Source organism: Marinomonas vulgaris (assembly GCF_018145875.1).
In the GTDB taxonomy this organism is placed as follows: Bacteria; Pseudomonadota; Gammaproteobacteria; order Pseudomonadales; family Marinomonadaceae; genus Marinomonas; species Marinomonas vulgaris.
The window spans coordinates 107943-133584 of sequence record NZ_JAGSSV010000008.1 but is presented as its reverse complement, the minus strand read 5'-3'; the positions used below and the strand labels follow the sequence as shown (position 1 = coordinate 133584).

23 protein-coding genes are annotated in these 25642 nt (G+C 46.4%); 10 read left to right on the top strand and 13 right to left on the bottom strand.

All coding sequences use genetic code 11. The features are described from left to right. The first annotated feature begins 132 nt into the window (after positions 1-132). Positions 133-435 (top strand): hypothetical protein, encoded by a 303-nt coding sequence (locus J9B83_RS08850; RefSeq protein WP_236037212.1) that lies wholly within the window; start codon positions 133-135, stop codon positions 433-435. Between the two features lie 95 nt (positions 436-530). Here the strand turns inward: J9B83_RS08850 and J9B83_RS08845 are convergent, their stop codons facing one another. From J9B83_RS08845 to dbpA, 4 genes are all read right to left on the bottom strand, one after another. Beyond that, complete coding sequence (locus J9B83_RS08845; RefSeq protein ID WP_211536394.1) at positions 531-1181, bottom strand: YitT family protein; 651 nt, start codon at positions 1179-1181, stop codon at positions 531-533. Between the two features lie 230 nt (positions 1182-1411). Continuing rightward, entirely contained in the window at positions 1412-2713 is a 1302-nt protein-coding gene (gene guaD / locus J9B83_RS08840; RefSeq protein WP_211536393.1) for a guanine deaminase, read from the bottom strand. An 88-nt stretch (positions 2714-2801) separates the two neighbouring features. Beyond that, positions 2802-3179 (bottom strand): VanZ family protein, encoded by a 378-nt coding sequence (locus tag J9B83_RS08835; RefSeq protein WP_211536392.1) that lies wholly within the window; start codon positions 3177-3179, stop codon positions 2802-2804. Between the two features lie 7 nt (positions 3180-3186). Then, positions 3187-4569 carry an ATP-dependent RNA helicase DbpA gene (dbpA, locus tag J9B83_RS08830; protein ID WP_211536391.1) on the bottom strand — a complete coding sequence of 461 codons (1383 nt, stop codon included), beginning with the start codon at positions 4567-4569 and terminating at the stop codon, positions 3187-3189. Positions 4570-4752: 183 nt separating this feature from the next. Here dbpA and J9B83_RS08825 point away from each other — a divergent pair, with 183 nt between their 5' ends. Continuing rightward, positions 4753-7101 (top strand): bifunctional diguanylate cyclase/phosphodiesterase, encoded by a 2349-nt coding sequence (locus J9B83_RS08825; protein WP_211536390.1) that lies wholly within the window; start codon positions 4753-4755, stop codon positions 7099-7101. Between the two features lie 2 nt (positions 7102-7103). Here the strand turns inward: J9B83_RS08825 and J9B83_RS08820 are convergent, their stop codons facing one another. The 6 genes from J9B83_RS08820 to J9B83_RS08795 form a co-directional block, all read right to left on the bottom strand. After that, positions 7104-8033, bottom strand: a complete 930-nt coding sequence (locus tag J9B83_RS08820) for a LysR family transcriptional regulator (protein ID WP_211536389.1) — start codon at positions 8031-8033, stop codon at positions 7104-7106. Next, complete coding sequence (locus tag J9B83_RS08815) at positions 8024-9046, bottom strand: ABC transporter ATP-binding protein (protein WP_211536388.1); 1023 nt, start codon at positions 9044-9046, stop codon at positions 8024-8026. Before J9B83_RS08815 ends, J9B83_RS08820 begins: the two co-directional genes overlap by 10 nt. Beyond that, on the bottom strand, positions 9043-10041 hold the full coding sequence (locus tag J9B83_RS08810) for an ABC transporter ATP-binding protein (RefSeq protein ID WP_211536387.1): 999 nt from the start codon (positions 10039-10041) through the stop codon (positions 9043-9045). Before J9B83_RS08810 ends, J9B83_RS08815 begins: the two co-directional genes overlap by 4 nt. A gap of 1 nt (position 10042) precedes the next feature. Next, positions 10043-10981, bottom strand: a complete 939-nt coding sequence (locus tag J9B83_RS08805; protein WP_211536386.1) for an ABC transporter permease — start codon at positions 10979-10981, stop codon at positions 10043-10045. Continuing rightward, entirely contained in the window at positions 10978-11958 is a 981-nt protein-coding gene (locus J9B83_RS08800; RefSeq protein ID WP_211536385.1) for an ABC transporter permease, read from the bottom strand. Before J9B83_RS08800 ends, J9B83_RS08805 begins: the two co-directional genes overlap by 4 nt. A gap of 72 nt (positions 11959-12030) precedes the next feature. Continuing rightward, positions 12031-13488, bottom strand: a complete 1458-nt coding sequence (locus J9B83_RS08795; protein ID WP_328797724.1) for an ABC transporter substrate-binding protein — start codon at positions 13486-13488, stop codon at positions 12031-12033. A 537-nt stretch (positions 13489-14025) separates the two neighbouring features. On the opposite strand from J9B83_RS08795, the gene ylqF reads away from it, so the two are divergent. From ylqF to J9B83_RS08775, 4 genes are all read left to right on the top strand, one after another. Next, positions 14026-15045: a ribosome biogenesis GTPase YlqF gene (gene ylqF, locus J9B83_RS08790; RefSeq protein WP_211536383.1), complete on the top strand. Its 1020-nt coding sequence runs from the start codon at positions 14026-14028 to the stop codon at positions 15043-15045. Between the two features lie 11 nt (positions 15046-15056). Then, positions 15057-15437, top strand: coding sequence for a YacL family protein (locus J9B83_RS08785; RefSeq protein WP_211536382.1), 381 nt, complete (start codon positions 15057-15059; stop codon positions 15435-15437). An 87-nt stretch (positions 15438-15524) separates the two neighbouring features. After that, positions 15525-16130, top strand: coding sequence for a hypothetical protein (locus tag J9B83_RS08780; protein WP_211536381.1), 606 nt, complete (start codon positions 15525-15527; stop codon positions 16128-16130). 82 nt (positions 16131-16212) lie between these two features. Beyond that, on the top strand, positions 16213-18564 hold the full coding sequence (locus J9B83_RS08775; RefSeq protein ID WP_211536380.1) for a fatty acid cis/trans isomerase: 2352 nt from the start codon (positions 16213-16215) through the stop codon (positions 18562-18564). Between the two features lie 44 nt (positions 18565-18608). Here the strand turns inward: J9B83_RS08775 and J9B83_RS08770 are convergent, their stop codons facing one another. Together J9B83_RS08770 and J9B83_RS08765 are read right to left on the bottom strand one after the other, a co-directional pair. Further along, a complete protein-coding gene (locus J9B83_RS08770) occupies positions 18609-19538 on the bottom strand; it encodes a lysophospholipid acyltransferase family protein (RefSeq protein WP_328797723.1) in 930 nt (309 codons plus the stop codon). Further along, positions 19531-20241, bottom strand: a complete 711-nt coding sequence (locus J9B83_RS08765; RefSeq protein ID WP_211536379.1) for a 3-deoxy-D-manno-octulosonic acid kinase — start codon at positions 20239-20241, stop codon at positions 19531-19533. Before J9B83_RS08765 ends, J9B83_RS08770 begins: the two co-directional genes overlap by 8 nt. Before the next feature lie 102 nt (positions 20242-20343). Between J9B83_RS08765 and J9B83_RS08760 the strand changes: the two genes are divergently transcribed. Continuing rightward, the gene (locus J9B83_RS08760; protein WP_211536378.1) at positions 20344-21366 is read left to right on the top strand and encodes a glycosyltransferase family 9 protein; all 1023 of its coding nucleotides are present in this window, start codon (positions 20344-20346) and stop codon (positions 21364-21366) included. Between the two features lie 26 nt (positions 21367-21392). Here J9B83_RS08760 and J9B83_RS08755 read toward each other — a convergent pair whose 3' ends face one another. Then, positions 21393-22352 (bottom strand): methylenetetrahydrofolate reductase, encoded by a 960-nt coding sequence (locus J9B83_RS08755; protein WP_211536377.1) that lies wholly within the window; start codon positions 22350-22352, stop codon positions 21393-21395. A gap of 206 nt (positions 22353-22558) precedes the next feature. On the opposite strand from J9B83_RS08755, the gene J9B83_RS08750 reads away from it, so the two are divergent. From J9B83_RS08750 to gcvA, 3 genes are all read left to right on the top strand, one after another. Continuing rightward, positions 22559-23095: a DUF1285 domain-containing protein gene (locus J9B83_RS08750; protein WP_211536376.1), complete on the top strand. Its 537-nt coding sequence runs from the start codon at positions 22559-22561 to the stop codon at positions 23093-23095. Between the two features lie 98 nt (positions 23096-23193). Next, positions 23194-24564, top strand: a complete 1371-nt coding sequence (locus J9B83_RS08745; RefSeq protein ID WP_211536375.1) for a DEAD/DEAH box helicase — start codon at positions 23194-23196, stop codon at positions 24562-24564. Between the two features lie 87 nt (positions 24565-24651). Continuing rightward, a complete protein-coding gene (gene gcvA / locus J9B83_RS08740) occupies positions 24652-25602 on the top strand; it encodes a transcriptional regulator GcvA (protein ID WP_236037211.1) in 951 nt (316 codons plus the stop codon). Positions 25603-25642 lie beyond the last annotated feature (40 nt).

The following is a 25642-nucleotide window of genomic DNA, read 5'->3' as shown; positions in this document are numbered from 1 at the left end:
AGTTTTTGTAAAATGGCTTCTTTAAAGGCACTTGAATGTCTTTGGTAATCCACTGGTTTTCACTTACCGTCCCCTGTTTATTTAAAATAACAAATGAGGCGACAACTATCCTGACACAGGGGGGAGGAAGCAATGGAGCTGTTAGGGCGAGATTTGAGTCCTAAGACTCATCAAGTATTACAGGTACTAAAAAATGAGCCAGCCGATGGGCGTTTGTTAAGAGCATTAAATCGTATTCTCGAAAATAAAGCTCGCAAACATTATGAATCGAAGCGGGTTTGGTTGGTGATCCGCAATACACACCCTGCATGGAAGCAAGAAGACATCAAAGCACTTGAGCATTGTATCTTAATGCCAGAACCAAACGCGTTTGAAAAGGTGTGGATCTTAGGCGATATGGAAGGGAAAAGTGGCATTGTTCGCTTGTACCCTTGAGTAATAAGATTGTTACGCAATAGATCTCTTCGTGCCAGGATGAAACCTAACACGAAGAAATTTAATAAAGATAAAGAAGTAATGAGATCTACCTTCTAGTGAGACGATATTCCCGCAGCACTTCCTTTCACCCCATTGTTGACCTTACTCGATGTCTCCACTTGTGTGGTTTGAGCCCAAGCCGGAGGTCTATGGTAGCGACCAATGACCGAGCTGAGTGCCGCAAAAGCCAGTAATGAATAGGCAAGATACGTCATATCAATAACCGTCATGGCTGCAATTAAGACCAGCATATCGATAAATAACGTGGTTTTACCTGCATGAATGTCCATCTTCCTTTCCAAATACACGGCCAAGATGTTGATGCCACCCAACGACGTGTTATGACGGAAGAGAATAATCAATCCAAAGCCGACCAATAATCCCCCTAGCGTGGAGGCGAGCAAAGGCGGTATGGATAAAATGACGTAGTGATTCATCAGTTCAGAAAGAACAGACAATAAGCTGACACTCGCAAAGGTGCGCAAGGTAAAATCTCGGCCTAGGGCATACCAGGCTAAAATATAAAAAGGGATATTAATCAGGAAGAAAAGCTGACCGAAAGAGAGGTCGGTTAATCTGAGTAAGATCATACCCATACCGGCTGTACCACTAATCAGTAGTCCTGCGGCGTTAAGTATGTGCAAACCTAAAGCAACGAGAATGCAACCCTCTACAATAGAGAGCCAACGATGGGTAGTTTTCATGACATGTCCTTAACAAGAACGGCATTAACTTTTGGTTAATGACAATGGCTAACATCTGCTTCTTGTGGAAGCGCAATGATAAACAATAGCAGACTGTCCGATATAGGACGTTTCAAAAATGCTTGAAGTTGCTACGTATCGCTAAGGATAAAGCATTTTTTATACCATAAAAACTACAAATCGATGATTTTGCTCTCTATTAGTTGAATTAAAACGTTTCACCTCTGTGATTAACGCCGATGAACACATTGGCCAGCGGAATAAGTGGCTTGTATGGCTCTGTCGTCGCCTATGGTCATAAATACGAACAAGCTTTCTTCAATGTTGTTTGATAGAGCCAAACGTGAGGTTAACAGGGGCGTGGCTTTTTTGTCGAGGATCACAAAATCGGCTTCTGTTCCCACGGCGAGGTTGCCTATTTTATCTTCTAATCTCAGAGCTTTAGCACCACCAAGGGTTGAAAGGTACAAGGATTTAATGGGGCTAAGGTTTTCATTTTGCAGCTGAATGACCTTGTAGGCTTCGTTCATGGTTTGCAACATAGAGAAGCTGGTGCCGCCACCCACGTCGGTGCCAAGCCCCACGTTGACCTTGTGCTCTTCGGCTTTGTTGAGTTTAAACAAACCACTACCAATGAATAAGTTTGACGTTGGGCAAAACGCTATGGCGGAGCCAGTTTCATGCAAACGATGGTATTCGCTGTCGCATAAGTGAATGCCGTGGGCGAAAACAGAGCGCTCGCTGAGCAATTTGTGCTCATCGTACACATCCAAATAGTTTTTGCTGGCTGGGAAAAGGTCTTGTACCCAAGCGCATTCGTCTTGGTTTTCAGACAAATGGGTGTGCATGTACACATCGTCGTATTCGTTCAGTAACTTTCCAGCCAGCGCCAATTGCTCGTCTGAACTGGTCGGGGCAAAACGTGGCGTAATGGCGTAATGCAAACGGCCTTTGTTGTGCCAAGTGTCAATGAGCTCTTTGCTTTCTTGATAACTGGTTTCTGGGGTATCGGTTAAGTAATCCGGTGCATTACGATCCATCATCACCTTGCCACAAATCATTCTTAGATTGTGCACCTCACTGGCTTCAAAAAAGGCGTCCACCGAGACTTTATGGACCGTACCAAACACCAAAGCGGTGGTGGTGCCGTTGCGTAATAGCTCTTTGAGAAAGCGGTCGGCCACCTCGCGCGCATGAGTTTTGTCGCTGAATTTGCTTTCTTCTGGGAAGGTGTAAGTGTTTAGCCAGGTGAGTAACTGTTCACCATAGGAGCCGATCATATCGGTTTGCGGGTAATGAATGTGGGTATCGATAAAGCCGGGTGTTATGATGGCGTCTGGATGATGTTCGAGAATGGTGTCGGTCGGTAGATTTGGCAACAGGTCTTTGGCATGACCAATAGCGTGAATGGTATCACCTTGAACAACGAGCAGACCGTCTTCGAAGTATTCATAAGCGGCGTCAATGCCGACTTCTTTTGGGTCGGCAAGACAGTGAACAATGGCGGCGCGCCACGCTTTTAATGGACTCATAGGGCTCTCTTAGCTGGAATTTCAAACAAATGGAAAGTCGATATTTGACCGAATGGTTACACTTTATCAGGTCTGTTTCCGTCTTTCATTAAGACTCTTTGTTTGAAGGCATAAAAAAGCCAGCGAGTAATCGAGCGGCAACAGCCAATAAAACACCTGCCGCGTCGGCGTAAAAATCCAGCCACTCGCCATAGCGATTGACATAAGGTTGGATGACTTCTACCGCACCACCAAGAATAACGATGACCAAGGCAAACATAAGAAAGCGCTTAAGTGGACCAAAGGCACACATCAAGGCCCAACCGCCAAAGCCCACCACATGATGGAGCTTGTCTCCGCCGGGTGCGGCGGGCAGAAATTCTGCCGGTGTGAGCGTCGACCAACCGATGATAACGGCACCCATTATAAAGCCGACTGTTTGCGCAGTCGACGAGAGTAGCCAAGCAAGTGTCTGTCGTAGCGTCATTGTTGGGTTATCTTAAAATGCGAGCGCGAATGTTTCTGCCTTTGATTTTTTTGTTCTCAAAGGATTTCACTACATCTTTTGCTACGGCGTTATCAATCGATACATAGGCGTGAAAATCAAAAATGTCTATCTTGCCCACTTGAGATTTGTCTAATCCTAATCCTGCGGTCAGAGCACCAAGAATATCGCCTGGACGCAGTTTGTTCTTACGTCCTGCGTCGAATAAGACGGTGGTTTTTTGTGGAATCAAACGATAGTGCAAGTCGATCGGATCGAGCGTTAAGTAATTCGCTTCTATGGCAAAGCGGGTTTCTATATCGCGTACCTTATAGTCGTCTTTTGAGGTGACTAAATTCACGGCAACGCCAGCGGCGCCTGCACGGCCCGTTCGTCCGATGCGATGGGTATGCACGTCGGTGTCGCGGGTGGTGTCGTAGTTGACTACGAGGTCAATCTCTTTCACGTCTATGCCCCGCGCAGCCACGTCGGTAGCGACTAATACACAGCTGCTTTGGTTACTGAAACGCACCAATACTTGGTCCCGTTGACGTTGTTCTAGATCTCCATGAATGGCTTGAGCGGCGACCTTATGGTCAGCCAACCAGTCAGCGACTACTTGAGACTCTGCTTTGGTATTACAAAATACGATGGCTTGACGCGGGTCGAAATGTTGCAAGGTTGCGAGTAAGGTTTCGCACTTGTCTTTGTTTTCACTGCGCACAAAGAATTGCTCAATATTAGGCTTGAGGTCTTCTTGCGCTTCAACTTTTATACTGACCGGTTTGTTTTGGAATTCAGTACTGATGGCTTCAATGCCGTCGCCATAAGTGGCAGAAAACAACAAAGTTTGACGATTGCTTGGTGTTAACTCGACGACTTCACGAATGCTGTCCACAAACCCCATATCCAGCATACGGTCGGCTTCATCAAGCACGAGTGTGTTCAAAGCGTTGAGTTTCAGTGTGCCTTTGCGAAGGTGCTCCATCAAACGCCCTGGCGTGCCCACAACAATGTGCGCACCGTGTTCCAAAGAGCCAATTTGCGGGCCAAATGGCATGCCGCCACACAAACTCAGCACTTTAATATTGTCTTGGTAACGGGCGACTTTGCGAATTTCTTTTGACACCTGATCGGCCAATTCCCGGGTTGGACACATAACCAAGGCCTGCACACCAAAAAATCGAGGGTTGATTTTTAGCAAGAGTGCAATAGCAAAAGCAAGGGTTTTGCCGCTGCCGGTTTGTGCCTGGGCAAGGATGTCTTTGCCATCGATCATCGGCGGCAAGCTTTGCTCTTGGATAGGGGTAAAGGTGGTGAATCCCATGTCTGAAAGCAGGGCGGTGAGTTTTGTCGGGAGTAGGGAGCTTAACGCGTGGTGAAATTGAGTCACAAAGGGCCTGTCTAGTTGAGTCTATAATGAGAGAAGAATAGCAGAAAACCGCGTTGAATACTTTTCTTAACCTTTTTTTCCGTGTTGATACGCTTTTTTTTAGGTACAGTAATGAAGAAAGGAAAAGATCATGATTAACAAGCATTTTTAAATGATTTCTGATGAGCATATGACGAGAAAGTAATGGATTCAATCAAACGCTATGACAAAAACATGAAAGCGCATTATTACGTTTTCTTTGTGGTTTTTTTGTGTGGTCTCGCCATCAGTTATTTTTTGTATATGGGGGCGCTTAAACAGGTTGCCACAGAGCAAAAAAACACCAGTGCGTATTTTACAGAAAAACTAACGAATCAGTTAAATCAATACAAATCAGGTCTTACTTCGGTTGTGGCCCTAATGGAGTCCAGTGAAAGTCTTGTTTCACCTGAACGATTTGCTCGGTTTGTGCAAAGCTTAAAGGGTGCTTCGTACTTGCATGTGTATTTTGCTCAATACGTTTCTGCAGACGATAAAGTCGCCTATGAAGCGCAAAGCAAAACGATGTTAGGGCGACGAAGTTATGCCATTTACCCGGTGGGTGATAGGGCGGAATACATGCCGTTGGCACTGGCGTATCCAGACAAAATTCTTTACGGGTACGACATTCTTTCTCCTCAATACCGCGATCACAAATCCGTTGCACAGAGTCGAAATTCGTTTTCCATACAATTGTCTGAACCTACTTTTACTCCTTTCTTAGAATCTTCTGACCGTGTCGCCAATAATTTTGTATTGAGAGCGCCGGTATATTTGTCTGCTGATTCAAACCTGCAAGCTACGGCCGATGCGGTTGGGTTCTATGGTGTTGTGGGCGCTTATTTTAGTGTGGATGAATTGCTCAGGAAAGTGGTGCCGTTAATAGACAAAGATTTGTTTTACCGATTGGCCGATGTGACCAATAACAGCCCCGTTTGGTTCGCTGATTCCGCTGTGGGCAAAGGGTGGAAAGAAGGGGACTTCGACAGCCATTATCTGAATATCGCTGGTCGTAAGTGGCGTGTGGATACCCAGTACATTAGTGGTTTAAAAGCTCATTTACCTTGGTTTTTCATCGTGTCGCCCTTGATTGTGTTTACCTTGTTAGGGCTGTTTTTATCGTCTTATATGCGTGGTTTGTCGCGCACGTCTCAGTCGTTGTGGCGCATTTTGAACAAGCGTATTGAAGTAGATGAGTTAACCGGTCTATTGACTCGATATCAAATCCAACAAGAACTCAATGTTTTGATCGAAGGGTGTAAGGGGCGCAACCGAAAAATTGCCGTAATGATGCTGAATTTAGACCATTTTAAAACCATCAATGATGCCTTTGGCCATGAAGTTGGGGACGCCTTACTGATTAAAGTGTCGGAACGACTGGCCTCAATATTGCCAGAAAACACCTTGGCGGGTTATTTGGGCGGTGATGCGTTTTTGGTGTTATTTACACAACCGGAAAAGCGCCCTTTGCCGCGTTTGGATGCGATTTCGAAAGACTTTATTCATAAAATCAGTCAAAGCTATTACGTAGATGGTTTGACCTTAGACATAGGTTGCTCCATCGGGGTGGCCTTGTACCCAGAATTTGGCTCGGATGCGGTGACCTTGGTAAAAAATGCCGACATGGCCGTGTACCAAGCGAAATCGGCCGGTCGTGCCACCTATTACTTCTATGATGGGGAAATGGGGCGTCGCTTTGCTCGCAATGTGCGCATTGAAACCCGCCTTCGTCGTGCTATTCAAGATGAAAAATTAGAACTGCATTTTCAACCTAAAGTTGATCTTGTGAGCGAGCATTGTGTTGGTATGGAGGCTTTGCTCCGCTGGCACGACGAGGAACTTGGTTCTGTATCTCCTGCGGAATTCATTCCTATTGCCGAGCAAACAGGGATCATCTTGCCTCTTGGCGATTGGGTGTTTGAACAGGCATTTAAACATATGCAGGAATGGAAGCAGCAGGGCATCAACGTGCCGCCCATTGCAATTAACTGTTCTGCTGCACAACTTAAGCGCTCTGATTTTTTGTCTAAGCTGCTGGTGTTATTGGATACTTATGATATAGACCCAAGCTTACTAGAAATTGAAGTAACCGAGTCTATTTTGATTGAAGACGCCGCAACGTGTGCGGAATTACTCAATCAAATGAGTCGACTAGGCATGAAGCTGGCTATTGACGACTTCGGCACTGGGTATTCCAGTTTAAGCTATTTAAAAGATTTGCCATTTGATTGTGTCAAAATCGATTTAGTGTTTATTCGTGATGTGATCGAGAATGAAAGCCATGCGGCACTGACCAAAGCTATTATCAGTTTGAGTCACAACCTTGGCTTGAAAGTGGTCGCTGAAGGGATCAGCCATGTGGATCAATTACATTTACTACGAGAATACGGCTGTGACATTGGGCAAGGTTATCTGTTTAGTAAAGCCCTTGGTGCGACGTCTATGATCAGCGATCCCATGATAGTGGCGCTGAACCAGCAAGAAAAAGATCAGTCGGATAATACACCAGACTGATTTTATACCTGATCAGGTCGACGCAGTTTTAGCGCTTGCCAGAATTGCGTTAAATTTGGGTTCTGATTGAATTTAGATCGATACAGGCGTATCTCCAGTGGGATATGCCAATTCTCTTCCCCTGCCAAGGCAACTTTGCCGTAGTTTAAGGTATCTTGCATTAGGCGCTTTGGAATCCAACCAATCCCGTAGCCTTCTTTTACCATCGCCTTGATGCTGACGGAATGATAGTTCTCAGACAAGGTTTGCAATTGCGGAATGTCTCTTTGGCGTTGCAAATGATGGTGAATGACTGGCTGTAAAAACGAGTTTTCATAATAACCAATGTAAGGCAGGGGTTTACGCTTCGCGCCTGGCAAAGTAAATTTGGGCGCGCCTGTGGCGTCTGTAGAACTGCACGGAATCAGCGTTTCTTCTGCAATGACAATGTGCTCGTATTGATCGTCGTCTAAGGCTCGAATGAAGTTGATTGCGGGGTGCCAATAGCACAGCATCACGTCGCATTTTTGTTCCATCAAGGAGTTAACAAAATCGATGCCCAGCCAAGAGCTGGACTTCATATTGATGTCCAATTCCATGCCAATCTCTTCACAAAAAGGCGCAATGACTTCTTTGTAAGCGCTCAAAAAAAGAGTTTGTGTGGTGACGAAACGAATTTGCGATTCTTCTTGTTTACGAATTTCTTGGCAGCGCTCTTTGGTGTCTTTTAGTTGTCGAGTGATTAACTCGGCACTCTGTAAGAACACTTCCCCGGCCGGGGTGAGCGACAGCGGCAAGGTATTGCGGTCAATCAGGGTGACGCGCATTTCCTCTTCAAGCAGCTTGATACGGCGACTAAAGGTCGGCTGAGTAACGTTTTGTTCATCGGCCGCTCGAGAAAAGTGACGAGTTTTTGCCAAAGCAATAAAGTCTTCAAGCCATCTTATTTCCATAAACGACCCTCCTCAATAGCATGACACGCCACGCTGCTGCCATCGGTTTGTAGCACCATTGCAGGGGAAGATTCGTAGCAACGCTGATTCGCATACGGACAACGCGCTTGAAACACGCAACCGACAGGCTTTTCTGTGGGCGTCGGCACTTCGCCAATTAAGCGAATCGGTTCGGCGGTGTTGCTGTCTAAACGGGGGATGGCAGACAACAAGGCTTGAGTGTAAGGGTGCTTGGGTGAGCCAAATAGGGTTTCTCGTGACGACAGTTCGCAAATGCGCCCCAAATACATCACCGCAACGCGTGTCGCAAAGTGTTCCACTACGGCTAAGTCGTGGGTAATAAACAGGTAGCTAAGATTGCGCTCTTCTTGTTTGTCCATCATCAGGTTCAACACTTGCGCTTGGACAGACACATCTAAGGCGGACAAAGGCTCGTCGGCGACGATAAAATCCGGTTCAACCGACAAAGCGCGCGCCAAACTAATACGCTGACGCTGACGCTGACCGCCAGAAAATTCATGGGGATAACGATTTGAGCTGGACGCTGAAATGCCAACCGATTCGAGCAGTTCCTCAATTTTCTCGTCCACTTGGCTTTGAGTAAACAGCGGGTTATGGAACGAAATGGGTTCACTGAGGGTTTGGTACACCGTCATTCGCGGATTCAAAGACGCATAGGGGTTTTGAAATACCATCTGCATTCGACGACGGAAAAACATGCGCTGGCGATCATTAAGATGATCGATACGCTCTGCTAAGTAATCGATTTCCCCAGCGCTGGGGGCCGCAAGCCCCATAATCACTCTTGCCAGGGTGGATTTTCCGCAGCCAGTTTCGCCTACTACGCACAGGGTTTCCCCTTGATAGATCGTCAGGTCTACGCCATTTAGCGCATGTACATGACTTTTTTGTTTGCTGAATTTACCGCGACGAAAGCGCCATTGTCCTAACCAGCTTTCGTTGGTGGTGAAGGTTTTTTCTAGGCCGCGAATTTGGATGAGTGGTGTGGTCATAGCTGTTCATCCTCATCACGGTCTGTCTCGTCAATCATGTCTTCAATCATAAAACAGGCGACACTGGAAACGCCGCTGTAAATAAAAGAAGGGGATTCTTGGCGGCATTTATCGGTGGCGTAAGGGCAACGAGGGTGAAACGCACAACCAGTTGGGCGCTCCGTTAACGATGGCATACTGCCTTTAATTTGATTTAAACGCTGCCCTGGCAGCGTCATTTGTGGCAAGGCATTTAATAAACCTTGAGTGTAAGGGTGCTGAGGATCATTGATGATTTCCAGCGTTGGTCCTTCTTCGACAATTTGACCGGCGTACATCACCAGTGTGCGTTCGGCGACTTTAGACACCACCCCAAGATCATGGCTGATCAACACCAAGGCGACGCCGTTGTCTCGGCAGATCGCCAGTAATAGCTGGAGGATTTCGGCTTGAATGGTGACATCGAGGGCCGTGGTGGGTTCGTCGGCAATGATGATGTCAGGATTGAGCAAGAGCACAGACGCGATAATAACCCGTTGGCGCATGCCGCCCGACAGCTCATGAGGGTATTGATCAAAGCGCTTTTCTGGCGAGGAAATCTGCACGTTATGCAGCTTTTCAATTGTGATGTTTCTGGCGTCTTTGTAATTGATTTTAGTGTGGCTGCGAATGGTTTCAACCAGCTGTTGGCCTATGGTCAGTACTGGATTGAGCGTCATCATGGGGTCTTGGAAAATCATCGCGATGCGTTTGCCGCGCACCTCTTGCAGCTGGCGCAAGTTCATCTTGGTTAGCTCTTTGTTGTCCAGCTTGACCGAGCCCGATTTGATGTAACCCGGCTTGCTGATGAGGTTCACAATGGAAAACCCTAAGACGGATTTACCGGCACCAGATTCGCCGACAATAGCAATGCGCTCGCCACGATTAAGTGTAAAGCTGACATCGATCAACGCCGGCAGCGAATGCTGCTTAACTTGAAAATTCACGTGTAAGTGACTGACGCTTAATAAATTCATTTTAGTCTTTGTACACCTTTGGATTCAGGTGATCACGTAGCCAATCGCCCAGTAAATTCATCGCCAAAATAAGAATGATCAAGGTCACACTGGGAAGAACGCATATCCACCAAGACCCTGAGAACATGTAAGCAAAACCTTCCGAAATAAGGGCGCCAAGAGAAGGTTCTGAGGAAGGCATGCCGAGCCCCAAAAACGATAACGCGGCTTCGGCAATGATGGCGTTGGCAATTTGAATGGTGAAAATAACCAAGATGGGCGACAACGTATTAGGCAAAATATGGCGAAACATAATGCGTTTGGAGCCGAAGCCCATCACTCTGGCCGCGTCGACGTATTCCTGTTGTTTTTCAGCCAATACCGACGCTCGAATGGTGCGAGCAAAAAGGGGCCATTCGCTTAGGCCAATCACTAAAATCAAAATGATCATGGCAAATTGCTGATAAAGCGCCATGCCAAATAACGACTGAAAAATCGCTAAAAATACAATGGCGACCATCATGTTGGAAAAAGATAATTGAATGTCGGCGCAGCGCATCAAAAAGTTATCGATACGCCCGCCAAGGTAACCCGCCACCAAGCCAATGCAAATGCCAAGAGTGGCTTGGATGAGTACGGCACAAATCCCGATCGTCAGCGACAAGCGGGTGCCGTATAAAATAACAGACAGCAGATCTCGCCCTTGTGCGTCGGTGCCAAGCAGAAAACGGTAGTCGTGAGTAATCCAACTCGGTGCAATTTCAGCGTTTAGCAAATCCATAAAATGCACATCATTGACATCGAAAGGCGCTAACAAAGGGGCGAGCAAGGCGACTAAGCAATAAAATGCGAAAATAATCAGTGCCAGTACAGCCAGTTTGTCACCAATGATGCCCGACCAAATATGACTCATGCGCGTGTCTGAAATAGGGTGCAGGATGTCTTTTTTAAGGTGCTTCATAAACCATGACTCGCTAAACGCACTGTGGGGTTGACGAGACCGTAAATCAAATCAACGATGGTGTTGGTCACTACGAACATGCCGCCAACCACTATCAGGTAGGCTGAAATGAGGGGCGTATCGACTCGACTCACGGCGTCCATAAATAAGAATCCCATCCCCGGCCATTGGAAAATAGTCTCCGTTAAAATGGTGTAAGCGACCAGTGTGCCGGCTTGGATGCCACCAATGGTAATAATGGGCAGCATGGTGTTTTTTAGAGCGTGAATAAAGTAAATGCGATTGGAGGACAAACCTTTCGACCAGGCAAAGCGAATGTATTCCGACTGCAGTACTTCCATCATTTCGGCGCGAATCAAGCGTGTGAAAATCGGCATGAGCGCGATGGCCAATGACAAACTGGGCAGCAATAAGTGACTCAAACCGTCTTGATTGAATAAGCCACTGTGCCATAGGCCGAAGACCTCGGTGGTTTGACCGCGGCCAAAACTGGGAGCCAGATTCCATTCGATGGAAAAAAGGTACATCATCAATATGGCAACGATAAAAATCGGGATGGATAAACCAATCGAAGTGATCACCATCAGGATGCGCGATACCCAATGTTTTGGATTAATCGCCGCCAAGACGCCTAATGGCGTCGCGATCAGCACCACCAACAAGATAGCGCAAAACGCCAATTCTAAGGTGGCAGGCACCTTGTCAAAAATAACGTCGAGAACCGGTTCTTTATAGTAGTAAGAGGTCCCTAAATCCCCTTGCAGGGCATTTTGGAGAAAGCGCCCATATTGAGTCAGTAGGCTGTCGTTCAATCCTAACTCTTCTCTTAACGCATTGCGTTCTTCCACCGACACCGACATGCCGACCATTTGTTGTACAGGGTCGCCGAGTTTGTCTTGGATGGCAAAACTGATCAGGCTAATAATGGCCATCACGACGCAGGCTTGAATCAGTCGGCGCAGTAGAAAAATTAACATTAGGCGATGTGTTTCCTACAGATAAAAAAGTCAATAAGTGGGGCGATGAACGGGTTGTTACGAAGGGCCGCGTTATCGAGTTTCAATGAACAAGTCCCCCAGATAAGGGTTATTTTGGTCATTGATGATGTCACCAACATGAACGTCATTTTTTGCCGCCCAAATAATAGATTGCCAATACAGAGGCACGATGGCCGCTTCTCGGTACAAAATAGTTTCAATCTCTTGCAGCAGGCGTTGGCGTTTTTCTGGGATCATTTCACGGTTAGCTTGTTTAATGCGTTGGTCAATTTCGGGTTGACAATATTGGCTGGCGTTGTAGGCGCCCATGCCAGTTTTCTCATCGATGCAGGCGATCACAAACTCAAAAATATTGTTCGAATCCATGGTGTCAGATTGCCAGCCTAGGGTCATAATGTCGGCACTTTTGAGCGAGAACTCTTTAAAGTACTGCGCTTTCGGTAAGGTTTTCAAATCCACCGTGATGTTGATTTTTGCCAACATGGCGGCGATGGCTTGCGCGACAATCTCATCATTAATATAGCGATTATTCGGCGCCATCATACTGACTCTAAAGCCTTTTTCATAGCCTGCCTGTTTCATCAACTGCTTCGCTTTGTCGAGATCGTATTTAGGAATGAGTGCTTCTTGATGGCCTAAAAAACGCGGGTGACTCAGTTGACCGGCAGGTGTCGCATAGTTTTTAAGTATCTTCTCAACAATTAACGTTTGGTTAATGGCCAAGTTAATCGCTTCTCTGACGCGTACGTCGCGAAATTCTTCACGTCTTTGTTGGTTCATGTGCAGCAATAAAATACTGGTGCTCGGTATGGTGACTAACTGGATGTCATCAGACAGTTTGGCGCGTTTGATATCAATAGGAGAGACAGGAGAAATAAAATCAACGTCATCCGATAAGAGCGCGGCTAAACGGGTGGAGTCCGCACGAATAGGCGTCATGATGATGTGATCGACGTTGCCTTTTGACGCCGCATCCCAATAATTTGGGTTACGATTGAGTACCATCTTGGAGCCTAGTTCTCTGCTTTCAAGAATGAAGGGGCCGGTGCCCGATACATTGTGGGAGGCAAAAGAGTCGCCGTATTTGATGATTTGATCTTTGCCCGCATAAAACAGGCGGTCTAAAGGGAAGACGTACGCCATGATATTAAGCAATAAGGGGTTGGGGTGAACGGTGTGGACATCGATTGCGAAGTCATTCACTTTTGTCACGGTTTCTACCGTATCGAACATGGCGCGAAAATCGGGGGATTTTTTAAGCCGTTGAATGGTGTAGATAACGTCGTCGGCTGAAAAAGGGTGACCAGTACGGAAAGTGACGTTTTCTCGCAGATAAAAACGCATGGTTTGGTCATCGATACGTTCCCAATGAGTCGCAAGACGCGCCTCGAATTGGCCGTCTTTTGTCCAGCGTAGTAAGGGGTCAAACACCAAATGGGAAAACTGTAAGGTGCCCTCAGACAATTGTTCGTGAGGGTCGAGGGAGATCGGATCGGCATCGAATGCCATTCTTAACGTCGTGGCGTGGGCATTTGTCCATAAGAACAAGCTGAAACAATAAAGTATAATAAGCTGTATTTTCATTGTGTCTTTTTGTACCCAATACATCAGTGAAGGGGTATTTTTGCAAAAAAGCACCTAAAAAGACAGTAAGATTGGCGAAAGGGTAGGCATCAGGCATAAAAAAGCCGAGGCCACACACAGCCTCGGCTAACAGACCATATGACAAAGATTCCGTTGTCGGTCCAATCGAGAGAACAACCAGATTCGCGCCCTTGGCTCGGTGCAGATTCCTCGCCTGCGCTTACTCTGGAATAAACGAGTATAGATAGATTGCGCTGACTTACCTTGATTTGAATCAGATTAAATCCAGTCCCTTGTGTCGATATTCATTCTTTTCATGGAATAACCTGCTTTAATAAAATAAAGCGCGTTGTGTTCGTGATAATAGATTGAGAGTTAACCAGAGTATTTTCTCTTTCTTATTGTAAGCTGTGGTAGAATCCGCCACCGAAAATATCTAGGGCAAAAAAGAGGAGTTTTAGGGTGAGCGTTCAGTGGTATCCAGGGCACATGAATAAAGCGCGTCGAGAAATTGAAGACGTAATGACACAAGTTGATATTGTGATTGAAGTGTTGGATGCCCGTATTCCTGACTCCAGCCAAAACCCCATGCTCAATACGTTACGTGGCGAAGTGCCGGTATTGCGCTTATTGAATAAAAAAGATTTGGCCGACCGCGAACGCTTAGATCTATGGCTGACACATTGGCAAGGCAATGCGACCATTATGGCGCATCCTTTTTCTACACTAGATAAAGCCGATGTTGCCAAAATTAGCCAATGGGTTAGCCAAATGGTGCCCCATCGGGGTAGCGCCGAAAAACCCATTCGCGCCATGATTGCCGGCATTCCAAACGTGGGCAAATCCAGTTTGATGAATGCCTTGCTTGGCAAGCGAGTCGCTAAAGTGGGCAATGAACCCGCGGTGACCAAATCCCAGCAAAAATTGAAAGTGACCAACGGCTTTCAGATATTAGACACCCCAGGGATTTTGTGGCCTAAGATTGAAAACCCCGATGCCAGTTATCGATTAGCCGTGACTGGCGCGGTGCGTGATACCGCGATCGATTATGAAGACGTTGCTTTGGTTGGTTTGAAGTTTTTCATGACGGATTACACCGACGCCCTGGTGTCGCGTTATAAACTTAAGAACATGTCGACGGACGCTTACGATGTATTAAAAGTGATTGGTTCCAAGCGAGGCGCTTTGCGCTCTGGCGGTAAGGTCGACATGCACAAGTCTGCCGAAGTGTTTTTAAGTGACGTGAGAACCGGCGCCATTGGGCCTTATGTGATGGAAACCCCAGAGATGATCGCCCACGAAGAGCGCCTAGTCGAAGAAGCGAAAGCGAAAAAAGAAGCCGCCCGTTTGGCGCGTTTGGCAGCGGCGGTGCCTCAACGTCAACAAGCAAGCAATCTCGCTTATCGACAAGCACAAAAAAACAAGGCAGACAGCGATACCCTTGATGCCAGTGAAATTGAGAACACAGATAATAAACAGTGAGGTTCAGGATCATGGATTATGAAATTGCGTTTGATCAGGACGAAAATCATTATCGAATTTACACCGGGTACGAATTTGCCGCGATTGGCGAATGGGTGACGGAATACGTTCGCGACTTAGAAAGCATTCAGCGCGTATTGTTGGCGGCGCGTTTGGCCGAAAACGAAAAAGAAAGTACCACGTTCAAACACGGTCCCTTTGATGTGATCGTCAGCGAAGAGGGGATTTCGGTCTCTCGTCAGATTGACTTGGATTCGGCAGAAGAAGAAATTAAAGCCATGTTCGATACTCAAGAAAGTTTTTACCAAACCTCCACTGATGGCATTCAGGCCGAGTGTGGTTTGGACGACTTGATCGCCATGATCGAAAATTGGCACGCGGTATTGTATTAGTGTAATGCGGTATGAGTAGTTGTTCCTTACGCTGGCTGGGTTTACACTAGCGTAAGTTTATTTTTTACGTTTTTTTAGGGAGCCGATATGCTCATCGAATTGGAAAAAGCCCGCACTCGAAACAATGTAGTTCGCATTTTTCGTGAAGAGTTGGACGGACCAGAAAGTTGGACCGACGGTTTTGTTGTGGATGCCAACGAAGAAATGGTTCTGCTCCAATTGGTCGACGACAGTGTTCGTCTTAATGGCTATCAAATCCTCTTTTTAGAAGATATCAGTGATTTTGCCCATCCTGCTCCCTTTAATGACTTCCAAAAAAGAGTGCTGACACTTCGTGGCGAAGAGGTCGTTGACCCAGAAGTAGAACTCGATGATTTGGCTGTATTGCTGATTGATATCAGCGAAGAGTTTGGTCTGGTGACCTTGCACCGTGAAGAAGTGGAGCCAGACAGCTGTGAAATCGGCCGCGTGGTGCGCGCTGATGCGGTGACTTATGAGTTGGAAGAAATCGGCTCTGATGCGCGCTGGTTTGACGATACTTTCGAATACGATTTGTACGACATCACTCGAATTGAGTTCGGTGGCGCGTACGAAGAAGCCTTGTTGTTAGCAAACGACGACATGGGTGACGACGCTTATGAATTGTCTGAAGACTACCCAGACGATGGCATTATCGACGACGAACAGTCGTGATCGCTCATTGATGAAATAATGTTTACTGCATAAAACGCCTTTAGGGGCGTTTTTTGTTTCTCACTATGAAATAGGATGTTTTATGTCTCGTTGGCTGGTTTTACTGTCTTCGTTGGTTTTCGTGTCGGGCTGTGCAGTGTACGCCACCCAACAATTTGATGCGCTGTTTGGCGCTCAAGATGTCAGCAATCGCGTCAGTTCAGTCGATGAAGCAGAAACCGCCTTTTATAATGAGCAGGTAAAACCGATTTTGGACACGCGCTGTGTGTCTTGCCACGCTTGTTACGATGCGCCTTGTCAGTTGAAATTGACCGCCAGCGAAGGCATAGAACGAGGTGGTTCGAAAGATTTAGTTTATGACGGCACGCGCTTGTTGGCTCAGTCGCCAACACGCCTGTTTATAGATGCGAAAAGCCCCGATGAATGGCGAGCAAAAGGCTTTCATCCTGTGCTGAATGAGCGCGGCCAGTCTCCTGCCGCTAATTTGCAAGGCAGTTTATTGTATCGGGCGATCGCCTTACGCGCCAAGCAAGGTGCCTTTACTCAGCCGGTGTTGTCCGATGATTACGACTTTTCATTGGCTCGTGACCAGCAGTGCGTCAGCATTGAAGAATACAGTCAATTTGAGCAAGATTACCCTAACTGGGGCATGCCATACGGTTTGCCTGCCTTGAGCGCAAACGAATACGATGTATTAACTCGCTGGTTGGCAAAGGGCGGCAAGATGCCAGCGGTGGCGCCTTTACCAAAAGACCTAGAGGAAAAAGTGGTTTTATGGGAATCGCGCTTTAACGGTGAGGGCTTAAAAGCACAGCTTATTTCTCGCTATATCTTTGAGCACCTGTATTTGTACAGTTTGTATTTAGACGATGGAGAAGCGCACCGTTTTCAGTTGGTTCGATCCACCACGCCACCGGGTGAGCCTATTGATCTTATTGCTACGCGTCGACCTTATGACGACCCAGGCGTAGATCGTGTTTATTATCGCTTGTGGGCGGACCCAGAAGTTAAAGTACAAAAGAATCACATCGCCATGCAGTTAGACGAGGCCCGTTATGCGCGCTGGCAATCCTATTTCTACGAAACCGATTACCAGGTAACCCAAGACCCTGGGTACCATGTGGACGTGGCGACAAACCCATTTAAAGCGTTTCGAGAAATCCCGGCTCACGCGCGTTACCGCTTCTTATTAGACCATTCTCAAAAAACCATCATGTCTTTTATCAAAGGCCCAGTGTGCCGTGGTCAGGTGGCGGTGAATGTTATCAATGAGCAGTTTTGGGTGTTTTTCATTGACCCCGAGGTGTTATATAACAAGGGATCAGCCGACTATTTAGAAGATCAGGCACAGAACTTGGATTTGCCAGCGATTGGCTCCAGCAATACCTTGCCTTTGACTTCTTGGATTGGCTTTTCAGAGCAGCAAAAGTCGTATTTGTCCGCCAAAGCAGCGCTGATAGAAAGCAACGTAGGCACCAAAGTTCCCTTAGATTTGAATCTGATCTGGAATGGCGACGGTCACAACGACAATGCGGCGCTGACGATTTTTCGCCATTTCGACAATGCCTCTGTGGTCAAAGGTATGGTGGGGCAACAGCCTAAAACCGCTTGGGTGATTGATTATCCCTTGTTAGAACGAATTCATTATTTGCTGGTGGCCGGGTTTGATGTGTATGGCAACGTCGGCCATCAGCTAGTTACGCGTTTGTACATGGACTTTTTGCGCATGGAAGGAGAAATGAACTTCTTATTGCTGTTACCGAAAGAAGACAGAGAAGTCGTGCGTAAGTTTTGGTACCGACAAGCCAGCCAGACCATCAAGGATTATATTTTCAGTGACTACATTAAAGTAAAAAGTCAGTCACAGATTCAGTACACCACCGATGATCATCAGGCTGAGTTATACAGGAAACTGCGCACTAGATTGGCGGCTGTGTTGAATCACGAACATGATCTCTCACAGAGCAAGCTGTCTTTGCCGCAGCAAGAGGCGTTGCTCGCTTTGCACTCGGTTCGTGGTGGTGGTGGTTTGGAGCATCTACCTAATGTGGCGACAGTGTTAATCACTCAAGAAGGCGTGCCAATGGATGTCATCAGTCTTATTCATAATAAAGCCCATGCGAATATTTCCAGTCTTTTAGATGAAGAAGCGGCACGCTTGCCTAACGAAGATGGCGTGACTGTGGTGCGAGGGGTGCTGGGTGATTATCCTAATGTGTTGATGCAGGTGGAGACAGTCGATATAGCAGACTGGGCCGAGCAGGTGGCCTCTTTAAATACGGCCGCCGATTATGGTCGTTTGCTAGACCGCTATGGCGTTCGTAGAACCCATCCTAATTTCTGGTTTGTCAGTGACGCTATTGCCAATTTGAATAAACAGCAAAAGCCAAGAGAAAGCGGAATATTGGATTACAACCGTTTGGAAAATAGATAGCAAAAGGTGCCAGAAAGCAGCACCGCTTGGTGCTGCCTGCGACATTATTTATCGTATGGAGAGGGTGAACCCGCTATTTCTTGGGTTTTAAAGCGTCGGTGTGACCAAAAATATTGCTCTTTTTTTGTCTCAATAACGGACTGCATCAACTCATTAATGCGAGTCGCGTTTTCAACATCGTCCGAGCTTGGGTAGTTTTCAACTTCGGTCAGCTTTAGGTAATACCCCGTTTTCGTTCTGCCGTAATCGTATAGTACCACTGGGGCGTTGGTCATTTTTGCAATACGTCCGATGTGAGCAATGGTGGCGGCTTGGCGACCATAAAAAGGCGCAAACACCGAGTTTTTTCGGCCATAATCTTGGTCGACCGCATACCAAACAGCTTTATTTTGTTTGAGTGATTTAAGCACTTCACGCATGTTGGTTCGTTCAATCGTTTTAGAAAAAATGGCTTTGCGTTGACGCTCCATCACCCAGTTCATTACCGGATTTGTTTGCAGCTTATAAATGGGATGAACGTCCATAAAACGCGGCATTTGACTGCCGCAAATGTCCAGAGGTGAAAAGTGCCCACTGATTAAAATACAACCACGACCCTCGGCAAGTACTTTATCTACGACGTCTTGGCCTTCAAAGGTTATTCTAGACTGAAAACGACTCTGTGGTTGAAACCAAGAAGAAAAAGTTTCTATCGTGCCTATGCCCATGCTTTCAAAGTGTGACTTGGTCAACACCTGGCGCTCTTTGGATGTCATAGTAGGGTAGCAAATTTGTAAATTCACATCGCAAATGTGACGGCGACGTTTGGCCAGTAAATGTAAAAAACGTCCGAGGTATTTACCGATACCTTGTTGTGCTGACCAAGGCAAAAAGCTCAATAAATAAGCGATGCTCATCGCAAACCAACTGACCCAGTGTTTTGGCCCCATAAAATCAGTGATGCTTTTGTCTAGGGTTGTTATCTTTTTAGCCACGGTAGCCTTCCATAAAATCGCGCCATTGCGCGTTAGAAAAATCAAATGAAGTGTGTCGTTCGGATTCTTTGTCCAAAGAGCGTTTTAGTCGATCAATGTTGTTTTGTTGCCAAGTTACATGAATGGGTCGTTGCTCACATTTATCAAAATCGATGACCCAAACAGCGCTATCTCGATCAATCATTATATTGTGGCAGTTTAAATCTGAATGATAAATTCCTGCTTCGTGGAAGCGTTTTATCACAGCGCCTATTTCTGTCCAATTAAGGTCCTGACTCTTGCCTTGTTTGATTATATCAAAGAGGTCGCTGGCGTGTGGGATGGTTTCTGTGATCAGAGTGCTGCGGTAAAACCCTCTTACAAGGGTGACAAGGCCGCCGATCGGGCGCGGAACAGGCAGTTTTAAGGCGCGCATGGTTTCTAATAAATTCAACTCTTGCCAAGGGCGTGTGTTTTTTATACCCGTGTAAAAAAAAGTACTTTTGTTGAATTTGGCGACTAAGCCTCCCCGACGATAGTGGCGAATAACGAAGTCGCCAAATGTGCTGTTAATAAACCAAACGGCCCCGCGACCGTTGCCTGTTCCGCTCAAAGCATCTTGTGACTGCCAGAAATCAGGTTCAAACCAAGACGCATTTATAGGAAGAGTTGCATCGCTTTGCAAAAGATGAACCGTAGGCGACACTTTGATAGTTTGTGGCATATTGCTCGCTATTAGTTAGGGATTGATCTGACTTATGGCTAGGACTGTTAATGGTGACTATTCTATAATACTTGCCGAGTATAAACAGCCCTAGAGGACGCTATGCAGCAAGAGAAGGCGCAACAAGAGACTATTCAGCACATTGCCGTGGTTCGTTTGTCGGCCTTAGGAGACGTGTGTCATGCAGTGGCGGTGGTGCAAGCGCTTATGCGATGCCATCCAAACGCCAAAATTACTTGGATTACTGCGCCGCTAGAAGCCAAATTAGTGCGTATGGTCGATGGCGTCGAGGTGATTGAATACGACAAAAAAACCGGTTTTTCTGGCATGTTTGCTTTACGAGCAGCGCTAAAGCACATCACCTTTGATGCCTTGCTGCATTTGCAATGGTCGTCCCGTTCTAGCGTGTTGATGCGAATGCTAAAAGCCAAGCGACGTATTGGTTTTTCCCTGTCGCGCTCCCGTGAAAAACAAAATTGGTTTGTTAGTGAACTCGCACCAGAGCCGAGAGGGCAGCACGTGCTGGATTCGTTTTTGTCTATTGCTAGCCTGTTGGGGGTGAAGGATGTTCGTTTTCCTTGTGAGCTAAGTTTACCGGACGATATGTTCAAATTGCCTAAGCCTTATGTCGTGGTGAACCCTTGTGGCTCGAAAATCGAGAAAAACTGGACCCTAGAAGGCAATCGTGCCGTGGTTCAGCGTTTATTGGAAAAAGGCTACACACCGGTATTAACGGGTGGGCCATCGCCATTGGAAACAGAGTTTTCGCAACAAATCGAAAAAGGCACCGTTGGTGTAGTGAACTTAGTCGGTAAAACTTCGGTGGAAGCCATGTGCCGGTTGATTCAAGGCGCCCATTTAGTGGTGAGTCCAGACACTGGGCCTGCTCACATTGCGACCCTAGTCGGAACGCCTGTGTTGGGCTTGTACGCGCTGTCTAATCCAAAACGTACCGGCCCTTATCAGGACATCGATAATGTGGTTAGTGTGTATGAACATTTGGCGGAAAAAGAATACGGCAAACCAGTGAGTCAACTGCCTTGGGCAAGCACGGTGCATGACCCTAAGGCCATGCAGCATATTCGTATTGAGGATGTGTTAGAGAAATTAGAAACCTTACTCTGAGTGGATATTGCTCGGTTTGGCCTGGGTTATTTGGCCAAACCTTGTTCTGCTAATTTTAGATCTAAGGTCGCTTTCAATAATCGATACAACTTAATGGAAGCATCGATTTCTTCTTTACGGTTGGTTAGGCTTTCGATGTTCAAACCTAATGGCACGCCCAATGGTAAGGCCGTTTCGATGATTTGCTCTAGTGCGTTCCGGCAGATCTTTATAGACTCTTCTAATGGGGCTTCGGCATCCAATATGCGATGCTTAGTCGCATCGGGTACAGAAATGCCCAGCCATTCCATAAATTCAAGGGTTTTGGCGCTGCCGCAAGGAGTGAAGGTCAAAATAATACGCTTCGGTGCTGTGCCTTGTTCTTTGCAGGTGCGCGCGTATTGGCTAATCAGATCCGCCGTGGCTTGATGGTTGTAAACCGCTTGCGAGATAAAGAACTCGCAGCCAGATTCGGATTTTCTGGTCAGACGCAAATGCTCGTCGCCCTTTTTCGCATGACGCTCGGCAATGGTGACACCACCTAGGTTAAAATCATGAGGTGAGGCTTTGAGTGTTTGGTAAGCTTCTGGCAGTGGTAGTTTGATATCGCCGCTTGACGACGGTGAGCCAACGAGTACCAAATCGCGAATACCATATTCTTCCCATGCTTCAGATAACCAGCCGGAAAATTCCGCTGAACTGCGAGAAGAAACGGATTTATAAGTAATTACTGGCTTGTCAGAGGCTTGGTGCAAGCGTTTCGACCAAGCGCGTGGGTCGTGGGTTTCCATAAACGGGAAAGGACGAGGCTTATCAATGCGGCTGGTTTCGTCTTGAATGTCATAGACAATTAAGCCGTCTACGTCGATATTATCCAAGCGTTCTAGTAATTTTTGGCTGACTTGCTCGAGTTGTTCTTCTCCAAGGGACGACTTTGGCGGTGTTGTGCCGATAAAATAGACGCCACGGGTTGGATCTTGAAATTTGGTTACTAATTGCGATTTCATAATGTCACACTTCTCAAATTAGAAAGACGTTAAAGAGTCAACGTTTTTGATAAATTATTTTATGTAGTCATTCTAACAGTGAATACTATTCAAGGCTTGTGGATCAAGTTGAATAATTTTGTAGTTGGAGTGAGGCAATCTAATCCGCTACGCTCATGATAAACCGACTAAACTCGAGTACAGAGACAATAAGGAACAAAATAATCATGAATTTAAAAGGCTTATCTGACGTGAAAACGTCTGCACTACCTCCTGTTCACACATGGACGCCACCTTTTTGTGGCGATATGGATTTGATTATTAAGGCCAATGGCGACTGGATTCATGAGGGTGGAAAAATCAAACGTCCAGCCATGGTCAATATGTTTAGCCGGATATTGTGGCGAGAAGAAGACGAGTATTTTTTGGTTACGCCCGTCGAAAAAGTACGAATACAGGTAGAAGACGCGCCATTTTTAGTGACCGGGTGGCAGTGGATTGAGACAGATAAAGGCAAGGCGATTGAGTTCAGCACTCATACTAATGATGTTCTGGTGCTGGGAATAGATTGCGATCTTTGGATGGCGATGTTTGAAGACGAAGAGCGTCCTTATATTTCCATGCGTTACGGCATGAAAGCATTGTTGGGGCGAAATGTCTTTTATGGCATTGCTGATTGTATAGGGCAAGTTAAAACCCCTGAAGGTATGGGTATGGGGTTGATCAGTGCGGGTAAAAGCTATCTTTTAATGAAAGATGAATGACGTATTGACCGGTGTCTAGGTTATAATACGACAACGTTATCAACGGCGCGCTTTAGCGCCGTATGAGTGAATTATTACAGTGTAAAAGGGGTGTTTGTTTGTTATTTGAAGAATTTGGTTTTGATAATCGTATTTTGAAGTCCATTGGTCATCTTGGCTTTGATGCCGCTACGGAGATTCAAAATCGTGCCATTCCAGAAGCGATGGCGGGTCGTGACTTATTAGCGTCATCCAAAACCGGATCTGGCAAAACACTCGCCTACCTTTTACCAGCCCTTCATCGGGTATATAAGAAAAAAGCCCTGTCTAAACGCGACCCTCGTGTTGTGGTATTGGTGCCTACCCGTGAGTTGGCGAAGCAAGTTTTTGGTCAATTGCGGTTGTTGTTGGCGTCGAGTCGATTCACATCCATCTTGATTCAAGGCGGCGAAAACTTTAACGATCAACATAAGCAGTTGCAAAAAGACCCACATTTCATCGTTGCGACGCCAGGTCGTTTGGTCGATCACTTAAAGCAACGTCATGTTTTTCTTGAGGGTCTAGAGTTATTGATCCTTGACGAAGCCGACCGTATGTTGGACTTAGGTTTTGCCGAAGCCATGCGTGCTATTAATGCCGCGGCGAGCCATAGACAACGCCAAACCTTGTTTTTCTCGGCGACACTAGACAACACCCAAGTGAGCGAGATCGCTAACGAACTGTTGCGTGAACCCTCTCGTGTTGCCGTGGGCCAAGGCTTTGACGAGCATACAGACATCGCTCAACATGTGTTTTTATGTGATCACTTAGACCATAAAGAAGCACTGTTGAAACACATCTTAATGGGTCAGACCATTAAGCAGGCGATTATTTTCACCGCGACGAAAAGCGATACAGTGAGATTGTCCGAGATGATTGCCAGCTGGGGGTTAACCACTCAAGCACTGAACGGTAACTTATCTCAAAGTGCGCGAAATAAAACCATGGAAAGCTTTGCCAAAGGCCAGTTTGACGTCTTGGTGAGTACCGATGTGGCTTCTCGTGGGTTGGATATCGCCAGTGTGTCGCATGTTTTCAACTTCGATTTGCCTAAGCAAGCAGAGGAATTTGTGCATCGTACGGGTCGTACCGGTCGTGCTGGGTTTAAAGGTGACGCTTATTCACTGGTAGGGCCAAAAGATTGGCTCAACTTTAAAGCCATCGAAGCGTTTTTGCAGAAAACCTTTCCGATAGACACTGTTGAAGGGTTAGAAGGCAAATTCAAAGGTTTACAACCACCTAAACCTACTCGACCAGCAACAAAGAAAACCGGTGCAAAATCCCAGAATAAAGCGGCTAAAAAAACGCCCAAAAAACCGGTTAGCAAAGCGCGTTTCCATGACAATGAGCAAAAGGACGGATTTGAAGCCTTTAAATTACCTCCTAAGCGTGCCATGTCGGCTGAGACTAACCCCTCGTCTAATAGCTCAAATCTGGGCGATGAAGAATAGTGACTGAGGCGTAAATAGGCATTTTTTGACCCCTTGGCTTCTTCTGTAATCAAGAGAAAAAGCTAAGGTGGATTTATTGTTTGACAGTTGAACTGTATTCACGATATTAGTTACTCTTTCTTATCTATTGGAGACGAGCTTATTAATCGTTTGCCCCCACTGAACTCACTAAAATGCTTTGAATCCGCGGCTCGCCATGGCAGTTTTAACAAAGCGGCAAAAGAGTTATCCGTCACGCCATCGGCGATTAGCCATCAGATCAAAGGGCTAGAAAGCTTTCTCGGCCTGGAGCTGTTTCGGCGAACCAAACGCAAAGTGATTTTGACGGAGGCCGGAGAATCTTATCTCAAGCCAATTAAAAGTATTTTCGAGCAATTGGAAACCGCTACGGCGGAGTTGAAAAGCCAACAAAAGTCTGGCTCTCTGCGCTTAGCTGTGGCCCCCGCTTTCCTGACTCGATGGCTAATGCCAAGAATGGAGCGCTTTCAAGACCGTTACCCAGACATTCAAATTGAAATCAGTGCCTTGACTGGGTTGGTAGATTTTGCTGCCAACGACATTGATATGGCGGTGTATTTTGGTAATGGAGATTGGGACGACGTTGAGGCGTATTATTTGCGCACTGCACGGTTGGCTCCTGTGTGTCATCCTCGACTCATCAAGCCTGAGCAGCCAATTAACAAGCCAGAAGACATGCGCTTTTATCCTTTATTGCACGTGACGAAACGTAAAGATGAATGGCACGATTGGCTTCAGCAGCATGACCTTGACCCCTCTTTATTTCGTCGTGGTTTGATGTTCTCTAGTGGCTCTTTAACGGCTGGTGCGGCAGCGCAAGGTTTGGGAATCTCGCTGACAGACCCTGAATTAATTATGCCAGAAATGGAAGCAGGTACTTTGAAGGTGTTGTTTGATGAACACTTGATCACCAATCGCTCTTTTTATTTGGTGTACGAAAAAAGACGATCCGTTACCTCGGCCATGTTGGCATTTAAAGAATGGATTATTGAAGAGATGGTAGACAACAAAACGTCTTAGGGGCGTGGTGTGTCACAGACAAGATTTTTTATCACAGTAA

What these genes read in the sequence shown, in the direction of transcription:
- J9B83_RS08850 (WP_236037212.1), top strand. Translation starts at nt 133, where the DNA reads ATGGAGCTGTTAGGGCGAGATTTGAGTCCTAAGACTCATCAAGTATTA.
- J9B83_RS08845 (WP_211536394.1), bottom strand. Translation starts at nt 1,181, where the DNA reads ATGAAAACTACCCATCGTTGGCTCTCTATTGTAGAGGGTTGCATTCTC.
- guaD (WP_211536393.1), bottom strand. Translation starts at nt 2,713, where the DNA reads ATGAGTCCATTAAAAGCGTGGCGCGCCGCCATTGTTCACTGTCTTGCC.
- J9B83_RS08835 (WP_211536392.1), bottom strand. Translation starts at nt 3,179, where the DNA reads ATGACGCTACGACAGACACTTGCTTGGCTACTCTCGTCGACTGCGCAA.
- J9B83_RS08825 (WP_211536390.1), top strand. Translation starts at nt 4,753, where the DNA reads ATGGATTCAATCAAACGCTATGACAAAAACATGAAAGCGCATTATTAC.
- J9B83_RS08820 (WP_211536389.1), bottom strand. Translation starts at nt 8,033, where the DNA reads ATGGAAATAAGATGGCTTGAAGACTTTATTGCTTTGGCAAAAACTCGT.
- J9B83_RS08815 (WP_211536388.1), bottom strand. Translation starts at nt 9,046, where the DNA reads ATGACCACACCACTCATCCAAATTCGCGGCCTAGAAAAAACCTTCACC.
- J9B83_RS08810 (WP_211536387.1), bottom strand. Translation starts at nt 10,041, where the DNA reads ATGAATTTATTAAGCGTCAGTCACTTACACGTGAATTTTCAAGTTAAG.
- J9B83_RS08805 (WP_211536386.1), bottom strand. Translation starts at nt 10,981, where the DNA reads ATGAAGCACCTTAAAAAAGACATCCTGCACCCTATTTCAGACACGCGC.
- J9B83_RS08800 (WP_211536385.1), bottom strand. Translation starts at nt 11,958, where the DNA reads ATGTTAATTTTTCTACTGCGCCGACTGATTCAAGCCTGCGTCGTGATG.
- J9B83_RS08795 (WP_328797724.1), bottom strand. Translation starts at nt 13,488, where the DNA reads ATGGCATTCGATGCCGATCCGATCTCCCTCGACCCTCACGAACAATTG.
- J9B83_RS08785 (WP_211536382.1), top strand. Translation starts at nt 15,057, where the DNA reads ATGGATTATGAAATTGCGTTTGATCAGGACGAAAATCATTATCGAATT.
- J9B83_RS08780 (WP_211536381.1), top strand. Translation starts at nt 15,525, where the DNA reads ATGCTCATCGAATTGGAAAAAGCCCGCACTCGAAACAATGTAGTTCGC.
- J9B83_RS08775 (WP_211536380.1), top strand. Translation starts at nt 16,213, where the DNA reads ATGTCTCGTTGGCTGGTTTTACTGTCTTCGTTGGTTTTCGTGTCGGGC.
- J9B83_RS08765 (WP_211536379.1), bottom strand. Translation starts at nt 20,241, where the DNA reads ATGCCACAAACTATCAAAGTGTCGCCTACGGTTCATCTTTTGCAAAGC.
- J9B83_RS08760 (WP_211536378.1), top strand. Translation starts at nt 20,344, where the DNA reads ATGCAGCAAGAGAAGGCGCAACAAGAGACTATTCAGCACATTGCCGTG.
- J9B83_RS08755 (WP_211536377.1), bottom strand. Translation starts at nt 22,352, where the DNA reads ATGAAATCGCAATTAGTAACCAAATTTCAAGATCCAACCCGTGGCGTC.
- J9B83_RS08750 (WP_211536376.1), top strand. Translation starts at nt 22,559, where the DNA reads ATGAATTTAAAAGGCTTATCTGACGTGAAAACGTCTGCACTACCTCCT.